The following is a 20690-nucleotide window of genomic DNA, read 5'->3' as shown; positions in this document are numbered from 1 at the left end:
GATTTGTAAATACAAATATCAAGTGTTTTATAATATTTTCATTTTAAAGGTATGATTTGAGAGTCTGTTTTCAAAAATACGTGATATCGATTAGAATAAAATGAATACGACTGGTTGAGGAGAGATGAAGTGAATTATCCTGAATATACAATTGATGAATATACTTTGAGAGAGCTGATTCTTAATCAGAAGTATACTGAAAAGTGGTGTGAAGAAAACTCAGATAATCCGGAAGTGGTTTCTTTTTTAAGAATGACAGGAAGATTTGATGAAGCACGTGATTCTGGGCTTTTATTTGCCGGGAGATGTAAAGGAACAGAGAAATATGCTTAGGCATTAATCAGGTTAGCAGCAGTTTATCACTGGAGAGAAGAATTCAATTACGCAGAACGTATATATCATCAGGCGGAAAAACACTGTGAAGAGAATAACAATGATTTGATGAAGGGATATTTGTACCAGCATCAGGCCAAGATGTATTTTGACACGGGTGATTACAGCCGTTCCAGATTTTATGCAGAAAAATCATTGGATCTAAGAAGAAAAATTAATCCTGCGAACACTGCGTCAACCGAACTGATATTAAATGCTTTAGATCGTGTGAACAGCTGAGAACTTAATACAGTAGTATTTCCTGTAAGGATTTTATATACTTATCTTGAAAGGTGTGGATGATTGATGGAATTAAAACAGGCATTGTCAGAAGAAGAAAAAGATACTTTACTGAATCAGCTGAAGTCACGTTTTGAAACACATACAGCGCGTCACGAAGGTGTTGAATGGACGGATGTTCAGAATAAGCTGAATGATAATCAGCTGTGTGTACTTTATAATATGGATATTACTGGTGGAGAACCGGATGTGGTATTTCTCGGGGAAAATCTTGTATTCGCAGATTTCTCGAAGGAGAGTCCGAAAGGTAGACGGAGCATATGTTACGACAGGGCGGCACTTGAGGCGCGGAAAAAGCATAAGCCTGCCAACTCTGCGGTTGACCTTGCCCGTGAAATCGGTGTGGAACTATTAACAGAAAGTGAATACCGTGAGCTTCAGTCAATTGAACCGTTTGATTTGAAAACATCCAGCTGGGTGCTGACCACTGATGATGTCCGGAGTCTCGGCGGCGCTTTATTCTGTGACCGGCGCTATGATACGGTATTTTTATATCATAACGGGGCAGACTCATATTACGGTGCACGTGGATTCAGAGGCAGATTAAAGATATAAAGAAGACAGCCGCGGCTGTCTTCTTTATATCTTTAATGCGTGTAATCAGTCACCGGCACGATATTCAAGGATATCCCCCGGCTGACAGTCTAAAACTTCACATATCTTTTCCAATGTTGAAAAACGAATGGCTTTTGCTTTATTATTTTTAAGTACTGACAGATTTGCCATAGTAACGCCGACTTCACTGGCAAGTTCAGTCATGCTCATTTTCCTCTGAGCAAGTACGACATCAAGGTTCACAATAATTTTCATATTTTTCCCCTCACTATATTGTTAGCTCATTTTCTTTTTGGATGTTAACCGCCTGATGCATCAGTTCCTTAAGAACAGAAACAAATACAAACACAGCAAATGGTATGGACAGAATACCGAGTCCAAACAGGACGAGTCCCGGAGCGTCATCCAGATGTGCAGCTTTAACAAAAAGCGGCATTAAGCCGATAGAAACGATTGAAATTGAAAGTGTTAATTTTTGAATAGTATGGAGCAAGTGCAATGTCGTTTCTGTAAAGATTTCTTTTTTGTCAATCAGACGGAGCATTTTGTGCAATATTAAAGCAATCCATATAGCGAGCAGGACATCAATCCAGAAAACAGCAGCTGCAATATACATTTCGATAAGTAACTGGTTTTCAGCAGTGATGATTTGAACTCCGAGAAGTGTACTGAATAACAGTGCTACACCGACAATCATCCACAAGGTGATTCTTAAAAATATGGTTTTCGTCATTTGAATTATCTCCTTTTTTATTTGAAGATAATATTACCATGATTAATTGTAATAAACAATAAATATATATTGTTTTTCGATAAATAATTTCCGATATTTAATAAAATGAAAAGATTATATTTTAGTACAGACGATTAATATTTTTTCCCGAGTATCACTAAATCTCTTTTTATCCCGTCCATTTCTGCAACCTCCGGAAGATGTGCCCATGACACATAACCGAATTTTTTAAATAATGATATGCTCGGCAGATTATGGCCGAATATAAACGCGAGAACTGTTTCAATATTAAAATCTTTCACACATGATTCAACAAAATCCAGTGCTTTCACACCGAGCTGTCTACCCCTGTAGTTTTCATCAATATAGATGCTGACTTCAGCTGTTTTGCTGTAGGCAATCCTTCCGTAAAAGTCAGTCAAGCTGATCCAGCCGACAATGTTATCCCCGAGTTTTATAATCCAGAGTGGACGGCGGTCTTCATTATGCTGAAAGAACCATTCGCGTCTGTCATCCACACTGACCGGCTCAAGGTCCGCAGTAGATTGACGTGTATAAACAGTCTGGTTATAAATGCGTACAATTTCCGGCAGATCTGTTTCCTGTGCAATAAAAAATGATGGTTTCATAAATGTATTCTCCTTATTTACTGAGTGTATTCACAACAGTCTATTTGTGATTAAATGCATTGTTTGAATAATATCGTGCAGTTCATTCTGAGAAAATTTTGAAAAAATTTCTTCGGTCATTTTTTCGTTCTGCAAATTTATTTCTTTTAAGACAGAATGCCCTTTACCGGTTAAGTTTAGAATTTTAATTCTGTGATCTGATTCGGAATTCTTTTTTTCAATTAAATTGAGATGCGACAGCCTATTGATTAAACGATTAAGATAGCTTCTGTCGAGCTGCAGTTTAACAGCCAGTTGATTGGCAATAATATTTTCTCCCGCATTAATTTCAAACAACACCCGTCCTTCGGTCAAGGAGAAGTCCAAGTCTTTCATATTATTGTTTAAAATACCGAGTATTAAAATGTATTCTCTGTTAAACGCTCTGATTGCATCAACTTCATTTTTCTTCATCACAGGCTCCAAATAATAAGAATAATTTTATTTTATCTTTATTGTGGCTTTTGTCAACAATGGTTTAGTGAATGAGTAATAAGGGAAAATTTAGTAATAATTATAAATACAGGAGGGGAGAACAGTGGCCGGTAAAATAAAAACATCATCTGATGACAGAATATTTTACGGTGTCTCCGGTGCAGTCGCAGAGAAATTTAATATTCCTTCGATTTTAGTGAGACTGTTATTTATATTTACGACACCTGTCTCAGTGTTTGTGTATTTTACACTTTTATACTTTGTATTTGATGATGGATATATATAGTATTCTGATTCAAAAAAAGTCCGCAGTATTTATGCGGACTTTTAGTATGAAACGGTATAATTTTATACGTTGGCACGATTTCTGGAGCGTGTATTGGCTTCGGCGAGCGGCCCTTCATCTACCAGATACATTTCTATTCCTTCAGCAGCCCGGTAACCGAGAGCTGCGATGGTTGGAGTCGGATAGTGACTGCCCCGGTGGGGAAAAGCAGAACCGCCGACAACAAACAGGTTCTCTACATCCCACATCTGCAGATAATTATTGACCGCAGATGTTTCAGGATCATCTCCCATGGCAACACCGCCGACATAACCGCCGCCTGAGTATACATGGTCAAATTCATCCGGAATGGGATCATCTTCAATAATATCAGCACCCATAGCTTCCATCAGTTCATGACATCTCGCGACACCGAATTCTGCAATATTTCTTTCCTGGTCTGTATATTTATATGTGACACGGAGGAGGGGGTCACCGTACTCATCAACATATGTCGGGTCAAGGTCTAAATAATTGTGCCAGTATGGCATTGCCGCTCCAGTGTACCAGATTTCAAGTGTCCGGTAGGCATATTTTAAAGACTGTGCTTTATATTCCTGTCCCCATTCAGGTGTATCACCTGGAACATTATCACTGCTTGCGAGCGCGGCGTAGCCGTACTGTCTCAGTTCAATCGCACCGCCGCCGAGAAAATCGAGGTCGGTGTGATCAAAGTTGTCAGCTGCATAATCATTGACGACAGCACCGAGTGCACCAGCCCCCATGTAGAGGTTGAATTTTTTATCTTCGAAGAATCCCTTAGTACCGATATGTGAAAATGAAAATTCACCGGTAAAATTCCGTCCGATAACACCTTCCCGTTCCTCCGGATTATACTGTTCTCCAATATCTGATAACATCAGGAGGCGGTTATTCGAGAATACAAAGGCTGCCAGAACAACGACATCCGCCGGCTGTTCAAATTCTTCACCTGTTGTTTCGTCTACATACAATACACCGGTGGCACGTTCTGTTTCCTCATCATATAGTACACGGCGGACATACGCATTGGTTCTGAGTTCGAAATTATCATGTCTTAAAGCAGTCGGAATGACTGTTGCGAGCGGATCTGATTTCGCATCAAAATCACACCCGGCTCTAGTACAGAACGAACAGTACATACACTGGTTCAGTGTTTCACCGTCAGGGTTTTCATAGTTTTGCGATAAATTTCCAGCAGCGAGCTGAAATGGATGAAGCCCGAGACTTTCTGCTGATTCTTTAAATAATTTTAATCCCGGTGTTTCGCCAAGGGGAGGATTCGGCCAGGGAGCTGCGCGTTTAGGCGCGAGCGGATCCTGTTCTCCGGAAATTCCGGCAGTATACTCCCATTTCTCGTAATAAGGTTCCATTTCCTCATAAGTAATACCCCAGTCCTGCAAAGTCATATCATCCGGGATTTTATCTTCACCGTAACGTTCAACTGTCTGACTGTATGATTCAAAGTCATAGGGCCAGTATCTGTATGTTGCCCCGGCCCAGTGTACACTGCCGCCGCCGAGATCAGTTCCCATCTGCATCTCTTTTTTAGATCTGATTGGCAGTGCTGTGTCATCAAGTTCAACTCTGGATGTTACAGTCTCGCTTGATAATTTCTGCATCATTTCAAATCTGTTGTCAAACCGCAGTTCATCTTTAACACCGACATAATCTTCACGGTCTTTCCTGCTGCCGCGTTCCAGTGCAAGAACGTTCCTTCCTGATTTAGCGAGTTCTGCACTGACAATACCGCCGGCCCAGCCTGTACCTACAACAACAACTTCCACTCTGTCCAGTTCTTCAGCCATTTATACGCCACCACCCTGATAGTCTCTTAAATTTTGGGGTTCCAATGTCATAAACTCATCTGTCAGTACTTCACTCAGCCAGCCCATACGGGGACCTGGGTATTCAATCATCTTCCAGCCCATCATATCTTTATTGCCGCCGTATACGGGGTCTGAATAAACACCTTCTATAGTCGTTTCTTTCAATAACTCAAAAAATGACTCTGAACGCATACCTTTGATTTCAACATCACCGGCTTCAAAGCTTCGGAGAATATCATCCTGCTGACCGCCGTCGAGACTTGTGAATTCCGCATCATGTTCATCCATACTAATCTCTTGAATACGTCTGACGCCTGCTAAGAACATCTCACCACGGTTCATTCTTTCCTGAATACCATGGGTTTCAGAAGCAGCTGGATTAAACGGACCCTGCATATAGTCGTCACTGTTTGAGCCCCACTGCCCGTTCAGCTGCCTGTCAATGAAGTAGGGGACGCCGAGTTCAACAGCGCCGGGACCGTTATCATCTTCGGGGTAGATTCTTTCTACAGCTGCAGCGAGCGTTCTGAAGTCTTCACTGCGGCTGAAAAATGTACGTGCTTCCATGTTCATGTCTTCGGCAGTTTCAGAAGCAGTTTCATTTGCTTCCTCTGTCGGCAGGTCAGTACTGTCCATTTTGAAGCCCACAAAGCCGCCGAGTAAAGACCCGCCTATAATTCCACCGGTCGCTGCACCGGTTGTTTTTAAAAAGTCACGCCTTGAAAATTTTTGATTATCAGAAGACATAATATTACTCCTTTCAAAAATTGGTAGATTATATAATTTAATGGTATATGTTTTCGGAAATATGTCAATCATCTGTAAATTTAATGATATTGACTAAATGAATAGAAAAAATAAATATTTGAAATAATTAAATATCAGCAGATAATAAAAAGTTATGGGCAGTCTTTGGAGTATTGTTACATTTCATAATGAAATAAAAAAATGGAAATAAGGTTTTATGAATTATTTTTAAGGATAAGTTATTGCTGTTAATATTTTAAACACCCTGAAAGTGCTGAAGCAGTTATTACTGTCACACTTACAGGGCGTTAGAAAGCATATGTTATATTACTGATATTTAAACATTTGCACGATTTCTTGATGATGCATTTGCTTCAACTAATTGTCCTTCGTCTTCAAGATACATCTCAATACCTTCAGCTGCACGATAGGCAAGTGCACCGATGGTTGGTGTCGGATGGTGGCTTCCGAATTGAGGGAATGCTGAGCCGCCGACAACAAACAAATTATCTACATCCCACATTTGAAGATAACTGTTGACAGCGGACGTCTCAGGATCATCACCCATGGCAACACCGCCTGTGTAGTGACCGCCTGAATAGACATGGTTGAACTCTTCCGGTACAGAACCTTCTTCTACAATATCTGCGCCCATTTCCTCCATGATTTCACGGCATCGCTCAATACCAAAAGCAGCAATGTTTCTTTCATTATCACCGAATTTATAAGTGACACGGAGAAGCGGGTCACCGTATTCATCTTCGTAGGTCGGGTCAAGGTCAACAAAATTATGCCAGTATGACATCGCAGTTGCGGTATACCAGATGGTTAATTTACGGTAGGCATATTTTAAGGACTGCTCTTTATATTCCTGACCCCAGTTTGGCGTGTCACCCGGGGCATTGTTACTGCTTGAAATGGCTGCATAGCCGTACTGTCTGAGTTCAATTGCACCGCCGCCGATGAAATCGAGGTCGGAGTGGTCGAAGTTATCTGCGGCATAGTCATTTACAACAGCACCCAGTGCACCGGCGCCCATAAATAAATTAAACTGCTTATCCTCAAAGTAACCGGAGGCACCGTTAAATGCGTGATTATACTGACCGTTGAAGCTTCTTCCAATAACACCTTCTCTTGTTTCAGGGTCATACGGTTCTCCAATTTCAGAAAGGAGCAGAAGACGGTTGTTCGTGAATGCGAATGCAGCAAGTACAACAACATCAGCCGGCTGTTCAAAATCTTCACCGGTGGTTTCATCCGTATACATCACTCCTGTGGCACGGTTATTGTCTTCATCATACAATACACGTCTTACATTGGCGCGTGTCCGGAGTTCAAAATTATCATGTCGCAACGCGGTAGGCACAACAGTTGCGAGCGGATCTGATTTCGCATCAAAGTCACAGCCTGCTCTCGTACAGAACGAGCAGTACATACACTGATTCAACTGTTCTCCGTCAGGATTGGTATAGTTTTGAGTCATATTTCCTGCAGCAAGCTGAAAAGGATGCAGTCCAAGGTTTGCGGTTGCTTCTTTAAATAATTTTAAAGAGGGTGTTTCTTTCATAGGCGGATTGGGCCACGGCATAGCCCGTTCAGGTGCAAGCGGGTCCTGTTCACCGCTGATTCCGGCGGTATTTTCCCACATTTCATAATAAGGTTCCATCTCTTCATATGTAATACCCCAGTCCTGAAGGTTCATATCATCAGGGATTTTATCCTCACCGTACCGTTCAATGGTCTGGCTGCGGATCTCAAAATCGTACGGCCAGTACCGGTATGTTGCTCCGGCCCAGTGCAGACTGGCACCGCCGACATCAATACCGAGCTGCATCTCTCCGGGTGTTCTGATTGGAAGTGCAGTCTCATCAATCTCATTTCGGGAAGTGACTGTATCATTCGCCAGACTCTGCATAATATGATAACGGTTATCAAAACGGAGCTCGTCTTTAACACCTATAAAATCACTTCTTGTTTTACTGTTTCCTTTTTCTAATGCAACAACACTTCTGCCTGCTTTAGCGAGTTCGGCACTTACAACACCGCCTGCCCAGCCCATGCCGACAACAACAACATCTACTTTTTCCAATTGTTCAGCCATTATACGCCGCCTCCTTGATACGCTCTTAAGCTTTTAGGTTCGAGTTCCTGAAACTCTTCCGATTCGATTTCTTCCATCCATCCCATACGCGGTCCCGGGTATTTAATCATTTCCCAGCCCTGCATATCTTTATTCCCGCCGTATGCAGGATCTGCATAGACGCCTTCAATGGTGGTTCTTCTCAATAGTGAAAAGAATGTACTTGAACTCGTTCCTTTAATTTCAACTTCACCTGCTTCAAATTGTCTCAGGATATCATCCTGCTGACCGCCGTCAAGTGCAGGAAATTCTTCAGTGTGTTCGTCCAAACTGATTTCCTGGAGTTTTCTGACACCTGCAAGGAATATTTCACCCCGGTTCATTCTTTCCTGAAGACCATGTGTACTTGTTCTTGAAGGATCAAACGGTCCCTTTTTATAGTCATTACTGTTTGAACCCCAAAAGCCGTATAACTGTCTGTCAATAAAGTAAGGGACACCAAGCGCTACAGCCCCCGGTCCGTTATCATCTTCCGGATAAATTCTTTCAACAGCAGCAGCCAGTGTTCTGAAATCCTCACTCCGGCTGAAGAAAGTACGTGCTTCAACACTTTCTTCTCCACCGGACTCTGTTTCAGAAGCAGTATCCGTTGGTGCTTCATCAGCCGGTGCGTTACTGCCGTCCATTCTGAATCCGACTAACCCACCGAGAAGGGAACCCCCGATAATACCGCCGGTTGCGGCCCCGGTCGTTTTTAGGAAGTCCCGCCTCGAAAATTGTTTCTCATTATTTTTATCAGCCATTATTATGCCCCCTCAAAATATGGTTTAGTATTAAACATACTTACTATAATGGTATCGCTTTCCACAAATATGTCAATAGTATGACAATTATATTACGTTTATATGAGGGGGTTAAAAAATGAAATTTGTAAATATATTCATAGATTTATAAGAAATTATTGAAAAGGCTTTCTTGTAAGCAAATTTTGTGGTAATTTGTAATTAATGAATTTTAGAAGGGAGAGATTAAAATGTTTAAACAAAAACATAATATATGGTCTCAGACCCTCTTCCGAATTCAAGGTTTATGCAGATAAATATTAAAATATCATTTAACTGACTTTGGCATGAAATGCTTTAAGGACGGCTTATAAGTGATGTGTGAAATAGATATCAATTAACATGACGCTTTCCGGAGGATGAGTATAGACTCGCCGTACGGGAAGTGTTTTATTTTGGACCGGGGAAGTTTAAGTGAATAAAGAGAATCAATGCTTAGGCAGGCATCTATTATGTTTTTGCGTCGTCTGATACTTCGGAGTATACGTAAAAAATAAAATAGGATGGTCAGAAAAATGAATGATATTAAACAATATTTTAAAATGCATGAGATTGAATGTACGGAAATGAATGGACGAATTATTGATAAAAAGAACTATTTATATACTGTCAGAACGAGTGATGGTGAAGTTGTACAGATGAAGACTGTCAATAATTTATCGACACAGGATATTTTTGTCGGGGATTTTGTTGAATTTATTGACTATGAGGCGGGCGGATACTTAATTGTTAAAGTACTGCCGCGGATCAGTAGTGTCTCAAAGCAGACCAGTCATGCTTCAAAGAGTTTTCACACTGCAGAAGGGGAGCAGATTCTTGCTGCCAATGTTGATCAAATTTTCATATTAATCGCAGCAGACCAGCGTTTTACACTGCCGAAATTTGAAAGGTATGTTCTGACTTTCAACAGGAAAAATATTAGTCTGCATGTATTAATTTCAAAAGGAGATTATTCGGACCGTGCTGAAGAAATCAGAAGCCGGATCTTATCCGTTTATCCCGACTTTGAAATCACCGTGTTCTCTAATTTCCAAAAAAGTACTGTAGAAACTGTAAAGACATTATTCCAAAAAGACGGAACAGCAATATTAATTGGCTCATCCGGCGCCGGGAAATCAACACTTTTGAATCAACTGCTTGAGAGTGATGAAATTTTGACGAATGAAGTCCGTCGGGACGGCAAAGGCAGACATACAACAACGACTACGAGAATGCTGTATGTTGGCTCAGTGAATGCATATATTATTGATTCCCCGGGTTTTAAAACCATCAGCACGACAAATCAAATGGATGAATATGTGTTATTCGGGGACATAAAAAGGCTTGCAGACGGATGTAAATTTAATGACTGCACTCATGTTCATGAACCGGGGTGCCGGGTGTTAAATGCAGTAGACACCGGTGAAATAACAGAAGCCTATTACAAGCGGTATTTGGAAAACCGCCGGATTGTGAACGGTCAAATGCGGCATGAGGCAAGAAAAAAGCGGATGCGGTGAAATATTCAGTATTTGAGTACTGTGTAATCTGTTCAGGCATCAATTGAATAAACCGAGCAGAGAAAAAATCTCTGTCTGTTTTATTTATTTAATTTTTTTGCCATAATCACATATCTTTCATCCCGTGGAATGAAGGCATCATCGAGAGTCACCCAGGCGAGTGTATGATATAAATGTTTCGCACGATGATTTTCATACTGCGTCGTTAAAACTGCATTTTTGTGAGGTGTTTGATTTAAAAGACAGTTGGTCAGCCTGGCACCGAAGCCCTTTTTCCTGTATTCCGGAAGGACAGCGAGTTCAACAAATTCGAAACAGTCTGTCAGGTAAGACTCGTAGTCCTGTGGACTTAAATGACGGTGCAGTAAGTCGTGATAATACTGACCCGGCACACTCGAATAGCCGTATGCAAAACCAATAGTTTTTTCTTCAATTTGAAGCAGTATACATTGAAAACCTTCGTATCCTGTATGTTTCTTTAGAGATTCTTCGATAGAATCATTCCAGGTCCGTTGGAAAATTTCATTTACTTCTTTGAGTGCTTTTTCATTGTGGATATCCAAATTAATTATTTTTAACATGACGACCTCCTAAATATTGATGTATTATTATAATATATTATATAAAGGTTATTTTACTAATATTGTAATAAATTTCATTACGGGGGTGTATTATGTCTGTTGTTCTTTTGACCGGTATGTCGGGTACAGGGAAATCGACACTGTTAAAACATTTGAAAGATGACGGGAATGTTACTGTCGATCTGGATTACGGAGGATGGATGATATATCATGACGATTCCGGAGAGTATATATTGGATGTTGCACGGGTTATTGAGCTTATAAGGTCACGTTCCGAAGAAAATATTTTTCTTGCCGGAACTGCAGTGAATCAGGGGCAAATATATCCGTATCTGGATGCTGTCGTTACACTGACCGCTCCGTTACATGTAATGAAGGAGCGCATCATGCAGAGAACGGATAATCCTTTCGGCAGAAGTGACTCGGAATGGCGGAAGATCGTTCAAGATAAAGAAGATTTTGAAGCACTCATTATTAAGGGGAGTGATTTAACAATCGATACGACTCAGCCGGTTACAGATACAATCGATGAAATTTATCGTTATATAAAATAACAGGCACGCAAGTGTGCCTGTTATTTTAAATTTTACGTGAATACCTTAAAGAAAGGTAGTTGCCGTCCTGATAAATCCCGGAGCCCGGACCTTCGTGCTTAAATTCGAAGCCCTTTGATTCATAAAATCCAATGCCGTTTTCATTTTCTGCATGAATGGAAATCCACTGTTCATCGGCACCCATATCAACCTGCTGCTTAGTCACTGCTTCAAGAAGTTTTGATGCCACACCGGAATGTCTCTCATTGGAATCAACATAAAGAAAGAATACTTCTCCTGCATTGGAATCAATCATACCGCCTGCACTGGCACCCTTAATTCTACCGTCATCGACGGCGATGAAATAACCGCCCCAGGCTTCACTGTTCTCGTCAACTTCTGTTCTGAGTCTGTCAATATTATAAAATTCATTAATAATCCGCTTTATGTAGTCTTTGGAATGCGTTCCGCCGAATGTATTCCAGTAGCCGTCTATACACAGCTTCGCTATCGCGTGAACATGATCTTTGTCTGCTCTTTTAATTTCTACCATAACCATCCCTGCTTCCATTATTTTTATTATTATATTTAAAGATAACTTTTATAGATTCATAATACAATATTAAAATTCAGAATTATTTAATCTCTAATATCAGTATAATAAGAATAAATACGATGTACAATTGAAAAATCGAAAAGGGGAGTAGTATGGAAGAAAAACTTTTTAAACATTTTTTGGAAATTGGCGCACGCCTGAAGCAACGGGAAATGTCCCGGTATTGATGGGATCGCTGGGTTTGGAATATGTCAGCGAGAAAGATTGGTGTCCGTCTGATATTGACATTCATGTACCCGGTGATCCAAGGGGATGGCGTGCCCCGGATGAGGACAGGATATATCATTGGGATAAGATTCAGGCGTTGATGGAAGATGAAGGATATAGACTGGTTGACCTGCATGAACATGAATTTGAAAAGAATGGTGTTTATGTGGAATTCGGCAGTAAGGATACGCTGCTTGAGTTTTCCGGTGTGAATCCCGAAGATTTAAGACAGGAAAATGTGGGTGGTGTCCAGTTTTCAGTACCGTCAGAAGAACAGTTCCTGTCAATTTATCAGGAATCATCAAAAGACAGCTATAGAAATGAAAATAATAATTTTAAAGATTTTAAGAAAATTGATTACTTAAAAGAAGTTCTGGACGACTGATATGAAGGGTTTTATAATAGAAATACAGGATTATTGAATGAAGTGATTGGTCATATCCAATGTTACAATTAGATTACAAAGGGGAATAATTGCAGATGACCCCTTGAAATGAGAATTAGATTAAAATATAATTAAACTAACATAACAAGGCGGTCACTTGAACGTATAATGTTTTATATTTTCGATTCGCAGGTCTGCGGATGCCTTCGATAGAACACTCGAGTCAAGTTGTTCTAGATATCATATATTATATTATTTATCTGTATTGAGAAGGGGTGGACATATCCACCTCTTCTTTTTTGTCTTTTATAATACATAGTTTTATGGTATGGTTTATGTTAAAAATTAATAGTGCTAAGGAGTGGTGTTGTGTCAATAAAGCTTGAAAATGTTTCTAAAACATATCTTCACAAAGGCAATCGGATAGAAGCCTTAAAACCGGTTGACCTGACTATTCAATCGGGAGAGATTTTTGGTTTAATCGGATTCAGCGGTGCAGGTAAAAGTACGCTTCTGCGTATGATGAATCTGCTTGAATTTCCAACCACAGGAAGTGTTGCTGTTGGTGATGTAGTCTTGACGGATCTTGATAAAAAATCTTTACGTATTAAAAGGCAGAAAATCGGGATGATTTTTCAGCAGTTTAATTTAATTGAGTCAAAAACGGTATATGAAAATATTGAATTTGTATTAAAAGCAGGGAAATTTGACAAAAAGCAGATGAAATCACGGATTAATGAGCTGCTTGAACTGGTCGGTCTGTCGGATAAGCATGATCAGCGTCCGGGTAATCTAAGCGGCGGGCAGAAGCAGCGTGTCGGGATTGCACGTGCACTCGCAAATGATCCTGAAGTGCTTCTGTGTGATGAGGCGACCAGTGCACTTGATCCGGAAACAACAAAAAATATTCTCAAACTGCTTAAAGATATTAACAAAAAACTTGGTATTACGATTGTATTAATTACTCACGAGATGGAAGTGATTAAAGATGCTGCAGACAGGGTTGGTGTGATGTCAGCAGGTGAAATTGTTGAGATAAATGATGTTTACAGCATTTTTAGTCATCCGAAACATACAGTCACTCAAGGCTTTGTTCAGGATATTTATGATTTTATTGTTCCAAAGCATATACAGGAAAGTGATGCACACCGTCTGGTCACATTGAAATTTTTGAATGATAATGCAGAAGAAAATCATTTAAATCAGCTGTATCGTGAATTTAAACTCGATATCAGTATTTTAAACGGCCGCATTGAATATATTAAAGATGAGCCGCTCGGAATTATTATGTTGAGCGTTTCCGGTGAAGAAACAGAGATTAACCGGATGCTTACTTATATAGACGATATCGCAGGTGTAGAAAGGGCGGATATTTATGGATAGACTGGAAACACTCATCCCGCTTTTATATAAAGCATTTTTAGAAACAACATTAATGGTATCTATTTCAACATTTTTCGCAGTTTTAGTGGGACTTCCGCTCGGTGTTTTATTATATATCACCCAGCACCCGTTAATCTTCAGAATAAAACCCCTCAATCAAGTACTGGGTGCAGTGGTGAATGTCATACGGTCGTTCCCGTTTATTATTTTGATTGTCGCAATCATGCCGTTCGCAACATGGCTCGTGAACGCATCACACGGACCGGTATTTGCGAGTGTTGCACTCTCTATTGCAGCGATTCCTTTATTTGCACGTCTCGTGGAATCGAGTTTCAACAGTATTAATCCGGGAGTGATTGAAGCAAGTATTGCCGGCGGTGCACCTCTATATATGATTATTACGGATGTGCTGATTCCGGAAGCGAAAAAGAGTATTACTCAGGCAATTACACTGACGATTATTTCAGTCATTACTTTCAGTGCGACTGCCGGAGTTGTCGGCGGCGGCGGTATTGGCGACCTCGCGATTCGCTACGGTTACTACAGATATGACACTGTGACGATGATTGTGACTGTTATTGTATTAATTGTTGTCGTACAGCTGATTCAATGGATTGGTGATTTCATCAGTCAGAAACAGGGGGACAGATAATATGCGCAGTATATTTATATTTTTGGCATCAACACTTGCAGTGGTTCTCATATCCAGTGTGCTGCTGTATGAAGATGAAGGTGAGGTCATTACTATCGGTGCATCAACAGGACCATTCAGTGATATGGTAAACTTCGCAATTAAACCGCCTTTGGAAGAGATGGGGTACTCAGTTGAAATTGTAGAATATACTGACTGGGTACAGCCGAATAATGCACTTCACAATGGCGACCTTGATGCGAATCTGTATCAAAATGTTACTTTTATGAATAATTTTAATGAAGAAAACGGCACTGATTTTTCCGAGCTGATTCAGGTGCCGACAGCGCCGATGGGACTTTATTCTTCTGAATATGAGAGTCTGGAAGAGATTGAAAACGGCAGTGAAGTCGCGCTTCCGCTTGATCCGGTGAATACATCCCGCGGACTTTTAACGCTGCAGGATGCCGGCCTGATAACAATCAGTGATGATGCGAATACTTTTGCGATTGAGGAATCAGATATCACTTCAAATCCTAAGAACCTCGAGTTTATATTCCAGGACGCCGGCCAGCTGCCGAGAAGTGTCGATCAGATTGGACTGTCACTTGTTCCGGGGAACTTTGCCCTCGCGAGTGATATGGACCTTGCAGATGCATTGTTTTTAGAGCGTATGAATGAAAATTTCAGAAACCAGATAGTAGTCAATTCAAAAGATGTGGACAGTGAATTTGCAGGAGATTTAATTGAAGCTGTACAGTCAGAACATTTTAATGAAGTGATTGATCAGGACTTTGAAGGTTTCGATAAGCCGGAGGAGGAATAAAATGCCGAATCGATTACTTGAATCCATTCCGCCGAGTTATTTCGGGAGTGCGATGAGTAAAAAACTTGAAGCGGGAAAGAAGCGGGTGATTAATCTTGCGGTTGGAATTCCCGACCAGCCGACACCGGAACAAGTCATTAATGCTGTTAAACAGTCGGTGGAACAGCCGGAAAATCAGCGTTACGGTGTTTTCCGGGGGAAAGCGTCATTTAAAGAAGCGATTATTGCATTTTATCAATCAGAATACGATGTGAAATTGTCAGAGGAAAATATTGCGGTATTATACGGGACAAAAAGTGCACTCGTACAGTTTCCAATGACTTTTATCGAACCGGGTGAAGGTGTCTATCTTCCGAATCCGGGATATGCAGATTATGAAGCGGGGGTTAACCTTGCCCGCGGTGAAGTATATGATCTGCCGCTTCATCCGGAAAATCACTTTCTGCCGGTGTATGATGCACTGAATCCGGAGGAAGTTGAAAATGCCCGCTTGATTTATTTGAATTATCCATCGAACCCGCTCGGTGCAGTTGCGGACAAATCATTTTTTGATGAAACCATTAATCGATTTAAAAATACGAAAACGCGGATTGTACATGATTTTGCCTACGCACCATTCAGTTATTCAGGGAAACATCCGAGTATTCTCCAAAGTGACCCTGAGTTCGAATGCAGTATGGAAATTTATTCGTTATCGAAAGGATTTAATATGTCGGGTTTCAGGGTCGGCTTTGCGGTCGGCAACCCGGAAATGATTGAGTCCATCAATAAATTTCAGGATCATACCCAGACAGGGATGTGGGGCGTACTGCAGGATGCGGCTGTTGCTGCACTGTCAAGTGCACCTGACGTACTCCCTGAGCAGCAGAGGATATTTTTAAAACGCAAAAATTATATTGTTTCCGAGTTTGAAGCGATGGGAGTCCCGCTTAATCCGATAGAGGGCGGTATATTCGGCTGGCTCCCGGTGCCTGAAGGATTTGACGGTGAATCGTTTACCGGATATTTATTAAAGGAACAGTCTATCCTTGTAACACCGGGCATTCCATTCGGTTCAAGAGGCAGAAACTATATCAGAATATCACTTGCTGTAGAGGATGCAGATTTAGAAGAACTGGTTAGCAGGTTTAAAGAAATAAAGGACTTATGGCAGTGAAATTATTTCTTAAATTGAAGGCTGGATATTAAAGTTGATCACTTTAGTATCCGGCTTTTTTGTATGGTGGAATATCAGGTTCAACCATATTTTTAAATTCACCGAAAATTTCATTTCAGTAAAAATTTAAAATTTTCTTGTAAATTTTAAATTGCTGGACTATAATGAAAACAGACTTACAAAAGGAGGAAATTGATATGTACAACAACTTACTGAATGTCCCGACAGCAAACCATCAATTAAATAATGCCTTCTTAAGTGTGTTCTTTGAAAGTTAGCAGCAATTTTACTGAATAATGAATCCATTACACAGTATATTATGACGGGAGGCTTTGTAGTCTCTCTATTTTTATGTCATTTTTTAGTGCGCACAGAAATAGTGCGCACTTTTTTTGTGCGAAAATTACGACATCAAGAAAGAAGGTTTAACATGTTTGATATTTTAATAAAGCTGAAATGGTATTTTAAAAAACACAAATTGAAGTACGGCGTCATACTCGTGCTTCTTCTGATGCAGAATGTATTGGATACACTGCCGCCGTTGTTTCTCGGGCGGGTTATTGATCAAATATCATCCGGCAGCATGACTCAGGAATTAATGTGGGAGTCAGTTGGTCTGCTGCTGTCGATTATTTTGATCTCTTATCTTTTTAATTATACATGGGGATATTTATTGTTCGGCGGTGCGTATGACATAGAAAGTATTATCAGAACACGCTTAATGGGGAAATTTTTACTGCTGTCACCGAGCTTTTATGAACGGAATAAGACCGGTGATTTAATGGCAAAAGCAACAAATGACTTAAGGAGCGTCAATGTGGCGCTTGGATTCGGAGTCCTGACACTGCTTGATTCAACAGTGTTTTTATTAACAATTGTCATCGTTATGGGTGTGACGATCTCATGGCCGCTCACATTTCTTGCGATGCTGCCGCTGCCGCTTCTTGCAGTGATTGAAGCAAAAATTGGGAAGCGGATTAATGAAACCCACAGTGAATCCCAGAAGTCATTCGGTGCGATGAATGATTCTGTACTCGAAGTGGTAGAAGGCGTCAGGCTGACACGGAGTTTCGTGCAGGAAGATGCAGAAAATAAACGTTTCAGAAAAATGACAGGCGATTACCTGGATAAGTTCATGAAAGTTGAACGACTCGATGCATTGTTCCGTCCGCTCACTATTATTATTACAACGGCAAGTTTTGTGACTGCATTTGCTTTTGGATCGGTACTTGTCAACCGGGGACAGATTACGACCGGGGACATTGTTGCATTCAATATTTATTTGAATATGCTTGTCTGGCCGATGTTTGCGATCGGCATGCTGTTTAATATTATGCAGCGGGGCAATGCTTCATATAATCGTATCATCGATGTGCTTGATGTTGTGGACGATGTCGGAGATGACGCGGTTGAAAAAATAGAGAATACATCAATGAATTTCAGTGATGTAACGTTCCGTTATCCGACCGGCGACAGGGAAAGTCTTCAAGATATTAATATTGAGCTGAAAGCAGGCGAGACACTTGGTGTTGTCGGCAGAACAGCGAGCGGTAAATCGACTCTGATTAAACAGCTCTTAAAATTTTATCCGTCGGGTTCGGGACAGTTAATCATTGACGGCGTTAAAGTGTCGGAACTCAGTAAGAGTGAGCTTAGAGAGAAAATCGGTTATGTGTCCCAGGAGAATATTTTATTTTCACGGACAGTAAAAGAGAATATTTTATTCGGCCGTCCGGATGCAACAGAAGAAGAAATGTTTGAGGCGATACGACTGAGTGCGTTTGATCAGGATTTGAAAAATATGCCTCAAGGACTCGAAACACTTGTCGGTGAAAAAGGTGTGGCGTTGTCCGGCGGGCAGAAACAGAGAATTTCAATCGCAAGAAGTCTGATTAAAAATCCGGATATTTTAATATTGGATGACGCACTTAGTGCGGTGGATGCTAAAACCGAAAAACGTATTATTGAAAGTATTCAAAAGAGCCGTGCGGATAAAACAACCATTATTGTGACGCATCGATTGTCCGCGGTGCAGCATGCAGATTTAATCATTGTAATGGACGACGGTGAAATTATAGAGATTGGCGACCATAAAACATTATCGTCAAAAGAGGGCTGGTACAGTACACAGCACAGTTATTATCAGACAGGAGGTGGCCCTGATGACAGAGTTTAAAAGAGTTACGGCGTATGCCATGAAATTTAAGTGGTGGTTTGTGCTCGGCGTGGTGCTCACTGTGTTGACAGTAGCACTGCAGCTTTTGAGTCCGGTGGTACTCATGGTAGTACTCGACAGATATATAGATATTGACGGTCCGATTGATTTATCACCCGTACTCATGATGCTCGCACTGTTTTTCCTAATCCGCCTGATTCATGCCGTGGCGGCGTATTTCAGTCATATTGTACTGCAGAATACAGGTGCGAAAACCGTACAGGAACTAAGAACAGATGTATTCCGACATGTCCAGAAACTGCCGGTGAAATACTTTGACAACCTGCCGGCAGGCATGGTGGTTGCAAGAATTACCAATGATACAGAGTCAATACTGGCATTATTTTCATCTGTCATTCCGACATTTTTAGTGAGCATTCTTACTATTGTCGGGATTACAGGGGCAATTTATTTTGTGAATCCGTTCGCAGGAATGGTAATGCTCGCATTCATCCCTGTCATCATATTATGGATTATCATATACAGAGTGTATGTGAATAAACACAATCATGTAAAACGTGAAAGAAACAGTGATATGAATGCTATGATTAATGAATCAATTAACGGCATGCCGATTATTCAGGTGTATAATCAGGAGCAGAAAATTGCCGGTGAATTTAAGCAGTTGAATGATCAGTACACGAAGAGTGCGATGAAAATTGTCAATGCTGATTCACTGACCGGTGATAATTTAGTCGACAGTATGCGTTCAATTGTTTTTGCGATACTCATTTATATATTTGCTTCAACATTTTTAAGCGGTGAAATGGCGCTGACTGTCGGAGCAATGTATTTACTCGTTGATTATGTATCGCGGTTTTTTAACCCGCTGCTTGATATTGTCAGTCAGCTGAACGTGCTCGAACAGGCACGTGTTGCGAGTGTGAAAGTATTTGAACTGCTCGATGAAAATTCTGAAAAAGAAGATTCCGGAAGACTTCAAAATTTTAACGGAAATATTCAGTTTAAGAATGTGAATTTCAGTTATGACGGAGAAAACAAGGTATTAAAAAATATCAATATCGATGTGAACAACGGAGATACTGTGGCACTTGTCGGGCACACGGGCTCTGGAAAAAGTTCCATTATTAATCTTTTGATGCGTTTTTATGACCCGGATGAAGGCGAAATATTGTTTGATGGCGAGAATACCAGGATGATTAACAAACAAAATCTGCGCTCGGTGATGTCTATTGTGCTTCAGGATCCTTTTATTTACAGCGGTACTTTATTTTATAATATCCGTTTAAATAACGAAGGGATATCAAAAGAAGATGCAGAAAAAGCATTGATCAGTGTCGGTGGAGCGCCGATGCTTGAACGGATGCAGGATGGTCTGGATACAGTACTGACCGAACGCGGCGCAACACTGTCTCTTGGTGAGCGTCAGCTGATTTCATTCGCCAGAGCCCTTGCTTTTAAGCCGAAAGTATTAATACTTGATGAAGCAACAAGTAACATTGACTCTGAGACAGAACAGATGATTCAGCATGCGATGAAGGTGGTCAGTAAAGACCGCACAACATTCATCATTGCACACAGACTTTCGACGATTCAGCATTCGGAAAATATTATTATGCTGAGTCAGGGCACTATTGTTGAGGAAGGCAGTCACAGAGAACTGATGGAACTAAACGGAGGATATGCTGAAATGTACCGTATGCAGGTGACAAAGCATTAAACATCTGTATTTATCAAATGCTGCAGACATGATATGTTCTGCAGTATTTTTTTCAATCAGACTATTCTAATGAAGAAACACGTTAAATTTACAGTGTTAAAAAAACACATGA

General features: G+C 40.6%; 23 protein-coding genes. 13 read left to right on the top strand and 10 right to left on the bottom strand.

Annotated elements, in window-relative coordinates; translation table 11 throughout:
- Window positions 1-129: 129 nt before the first annotated feature.
- From ACFSX4_RS04025 to ACFSX4_RS04015, 3 genes are all read left to right on the top strand, one after another.
- Window positions 130-333: a hypothetical protein gene (locus tag ACFSX4_RS04025; protein WP_377771783.1), complete on the top strand. Its 204-nt coding sequence runs from the start codon at window positions 130-132 to the stop codon at window positions 331-333.
- A 120-nt stretch (window positions 334-453) separates the two neighbouring features.
- On the top strand, window positions 454-612 hold the full coding sequence (locus ACFSX4_RS04020) for a hypothetical protein (protein ID WP_377771781.1): 159 nt from the start codon (window positions 454-456) through the stop codon (window positions 610-612).
- A gap of 66 nt (window positions 613-678) precedes the next feature.
- Window positions 679-1227, top strand: coding sequence for a DUF4256 domain-containing protein (locus tag ACFSX4_RS04015; protein WP_377771779.1), 549 nt, complete (start codon window positions 679-681; stop codon window positions 1225-1227).
- 45 nt (window positions 1228-1272) lie between these two features.
- On the opposite strand, the gene ACFSX4_RS04010 is transcribed toward ACFSX4_RS04015, so the two are convergent.
- The 4 genes from ACFSX4_RS04010 to ACFSX4_RS03995 all read right to left on the bottom strand — a co-directional run bounded on the left by ACFSX4_RS04010 (window position 1273) and on the right by ACFSX4_RS03995 (window position 3042).
- A complete protein-coding gene (locus ACFSX4_RS04010; protein WP_377771777.1) occupies window positions 1273-1482 on the bottom strand; it encodes a helix-turn-helix domain-containing protein in 210 nt (69 codons plus the stop codon).
- 13 nt (window positions 1483-1495) lie between these two features.
- A complete protein-coding gene (locus ACFSX4_RS04005; RefSeq protein ID WP_377771775.1) occupies window positions 1496-1960 on the bottom strand; it encodes a DUF2975 domain-containing protein in 465 nt (154 codons plus the stop codon).
- 134 nt (window positions 1961-2094) lie between these two features.
- Window positions 2095-2589, bottom strand: coding sequence for a GNAT family N-acetyltransferase (locus ACFSX4_RS04000; protein WP_377771773.1), 495 nt, complete (start codon window positions 2587-2589; stop codon window positions 2095-2097).
- Window positions 2590-2619: 30 nt separating this feature from the next.
- Window positions 2620-3042 (bottom strand): MarR family winged helix-turn-helix transcriptional regulator, encoded by a 423-nt coding sequence (locus ACFSX4_RS03995; RefSeq protein ID WP_377771771.1) that lies wholly within the window; start codon window positions 3040-3042, stop codon window positions 2620-2622.
- 124 nt (window positions 3043-3166) lie between these two features.
- On the opposite strand from ACFSX4_RS03995, the gene ACFSX4_RS03990 reads away from it, so the two are divergent.
- Window positions 3167-3349, top strand: coding sequence for a PspC domain-containing protein (locus ACFSX4_RS03990; RefSeq protein WP_377771769.1), 183 nt, complete (start codon window positions 3167-3169; stop codon window positions 3347-3349).
- A 62-nt stretch (window positions 3350-3411) separates the two neighbouring features.
- Here the strand turns inward: ACFSX4_RS03990 and ACFSX4_RS03985 are convergent, their stop codons facing one another.
- The 4 genes from ACFSX4_RS03985 to ACFSX4_RS03970 all read right to left on the bottom strand — a co-directional run bounded on the left by ACFSX4_RS03985 (window position 3412) and on the right by ACFSX4_RS03970 (window position 8826).
- On the bottom strand, window positions 3412-5175 hold the full coding sequence (locus ACFSX4_RS03985; protein WP_377771767.1) for a GMC family oxidoreductase: 1764 nt from the start codon (window positions 5173-5175) through the stop codon (window positions 3412-3414).
- Window positions 5176-5943, bottom strand: a complete 768-nt coding sequence (locus ACFSX4_RS03980) for a gluconate 2-dehydrogenase subunit 3 family protein (RefSeq protein ID WP_377771765.1) — start codon at window positions 5941-5943, stop codon at window positions 5176-5178.
- 337 nt (window positions 5944-6280) lie between these two features.
- Complete coding sequence (locus ACFSX4_RS03975) at window positions 6281-8044, bottom strand: GMC family oxidoreductase (RefSeq protein WP_377771763.1); 1764 nt, start codon at window positions 8042-8044, stop codon at window positions 6281-6283.
- The gene (locus ACFSX4_RS03970) at window positions 8044-8826 is read right to left on the bottom strand and encodes a gluconate 2-dehydrogenase subunit 3 family protein (RefSeq protein ID WP_377771761.1); all 783 of its coding nucleotides are present in this window, start codon (window positions 8824-8826) and stop codon (window positions 8044-8046) included. The genes ACFSX4_RS03975 and ACFSX4_RS03970 overlap by 1 nt, the downstream gene beginning before the upstream one ends.
- 554 nt (window positions 8827-9380) lie before the next feature.
- On the opposite strand from ACFSX4_RS03970, the gene rsgA reads away from it, so the two are divergent.
- On the top strand, window positions 9381-10364 hold the full coding sequence (gene rsgA / locus ACFSX4_RS03965) for a ribosome small subunit-dependent GTPase A (RefSeq protein WP_377771759.1): 984 nt from the start codon (window positions 9381-9383) through the stop codon (window positions 10362-10364).
- A gap of 80 nt (window positions 10365-10444) precedes the next feature.
- Here the strand turns inward: rsgA and ACFSX4_RS03960 are convergent, their stop codons facing one another.
- Complete coding sequence (locus ACFSX4_RS03960) at window positions 10445-10945, bottom strand: GNAT family N-acetyltransferase (RefSeq protein WP_377771757.1); 501 nt, start codon at window positions 10943-10945, stop codon at window positions 10445-10447.
- Between the two features lie 92 nt (window positions 10946-11037).
- On the opposite strand from ACFSX4_RS03960, the gene ACFSX4_RS03955 reads away from it, so the two are divergent.
- A complete protein-coding gene (locus ACFSX4_RS03955; protein WP_377771755.1) occupies window positions 11038-11499 on the top strand; it encodes an AAA family ATPase in 462 nt (153 codons plus the stop codon).
- A gap of 25 nt (window positions 11500-11524) precedes the next feature.
- On the opposite strand, the gene ACFSX4_RS03950 is transcribed toward ACFSX4_RS03955, so the two are convergent.
- A complete protein-coding gene (locus ACFSX4_RS03950) occupies window positions 11525-12031 on the bottom strand; it encodes a GNAT family N-acetyltransferase (protein ID WP_377771753.1) in 507 nt (168 codons plus the stop codon).
- 244 nt (window positions 12032-12275) lie between these two features.
- Here ACFSX4_RS03950 and ACFSX4_RS03945 point away from each other — a divergent pair, with 244 nt between their 5' ends.
- The 7 genes from ACFSX4_RS03945 to ACFSX4_RS03915 all read left to right on the top strand — a co-directional run bounded on the left by ACFSX4_RS03945 (window position 12276) and on the right by ACFSX4_RS03915 (window position 20578).
- Window positions 12276-12686, top strand: a complete 411-nt coding sequence (locus tag ACFSX4_RS03945) for a phosphoribosylanthranilate isomerase (RefSeq protein WP_377771751.1) — start codon at window positions 12276-12278, stop codon at window positions 12684-12686.
- Between the two features lie 369 nt (window positions 12687-13055).
- Entirely contained in the window at window positions 13056-14069 is a 1014-nt protein-coding gene (locus ACFSX4_RS03940) for a methionine ABC transporter ATP-binding protein (RefSeq protein ID WP_377771749.1), read from the top strand.
- Window positions 14062-14721 carry a methionine ABC transporter permease gene (locus ACFSX4_RS03935; RefSeq protein WP_377771747.1) on the top strand — a complete coding sequence of 220 codons (660 nt, stop codon included), beginning with the start codon at window positions 14062-14064 and terminating at the stop codon, window positions 14719-14721. The genes ACFSX4_RS03940 and ACFSX4_RS03935 overlap by 8 nt, the downstream gene beginning before the upstream one ends.
- A 1-nt stretch (window position 14722) precedes the next feature.
- Window positions 14723-15526: a MetQ/NlpA family ABC transporter substrate-binding protein gene (locus ACFSX4_RS03930; RefSeq protein ID WP_377771745.1), complete on the top strand. Its 804-nt coding sequence runs from the start codon at window positions 14723-14725 to the stop codon at window positions 15524-15526.
- A gap of 1 nt (window position 15527) precedes the next feature.
- A complete protein-coding gene (locus ACFSX4_RS03925; RefSeq protein WP_377771744.1) occupies window positions 15528-16682 on the top strand; it encodes an aminotransferase class I/II-fold pyridoxal phosphate-dependent enzyme in 1155 nt (384 codons plus the stop codon).
- 430 nt (window positions 16683-17112) lie between these two features.
- Window positions 17113-18858 (top strand): ABC transporter ATP-binding protein, encoded by a 1746-nt coding sequence (locus tag ACFSX4_RS03920; RefSeq protein WP_377771742.1) that lies wholly within the window; start codon window positions 17113-17115, stop codon window positions 18856-18858.
- On the top strand, window positions 18845-20578 hold the full coding sequence (locus ACFSX4_RS03915; protein WP_377771740.1) for an ABC transporter ATP-binding protein: 1734 nt from the start codon (window positions 18845-18847) through the stop codon (window positions 20576-20578). Before ACFSX4_RS03920 ends, ACFSX4_RS03915 begins: the two co-directional genes overlap by 14 nt.
- Window positions 20579-20690: the final 112 nt, after the last annotated feature.

It is taken from the genome of Corticicoccus populi (assembly GCF_042686195.1).
GTDB lineage: Bacteria > Bacillota > Bacilli > Staphylococcales > Salinicoccaceae > Corticicoccus > Corticicoccus populi.
Note: the sequence above shows the minus strand (reverse complement) of the source record. Positions and strands in the feature narration are given on the sequence as shown.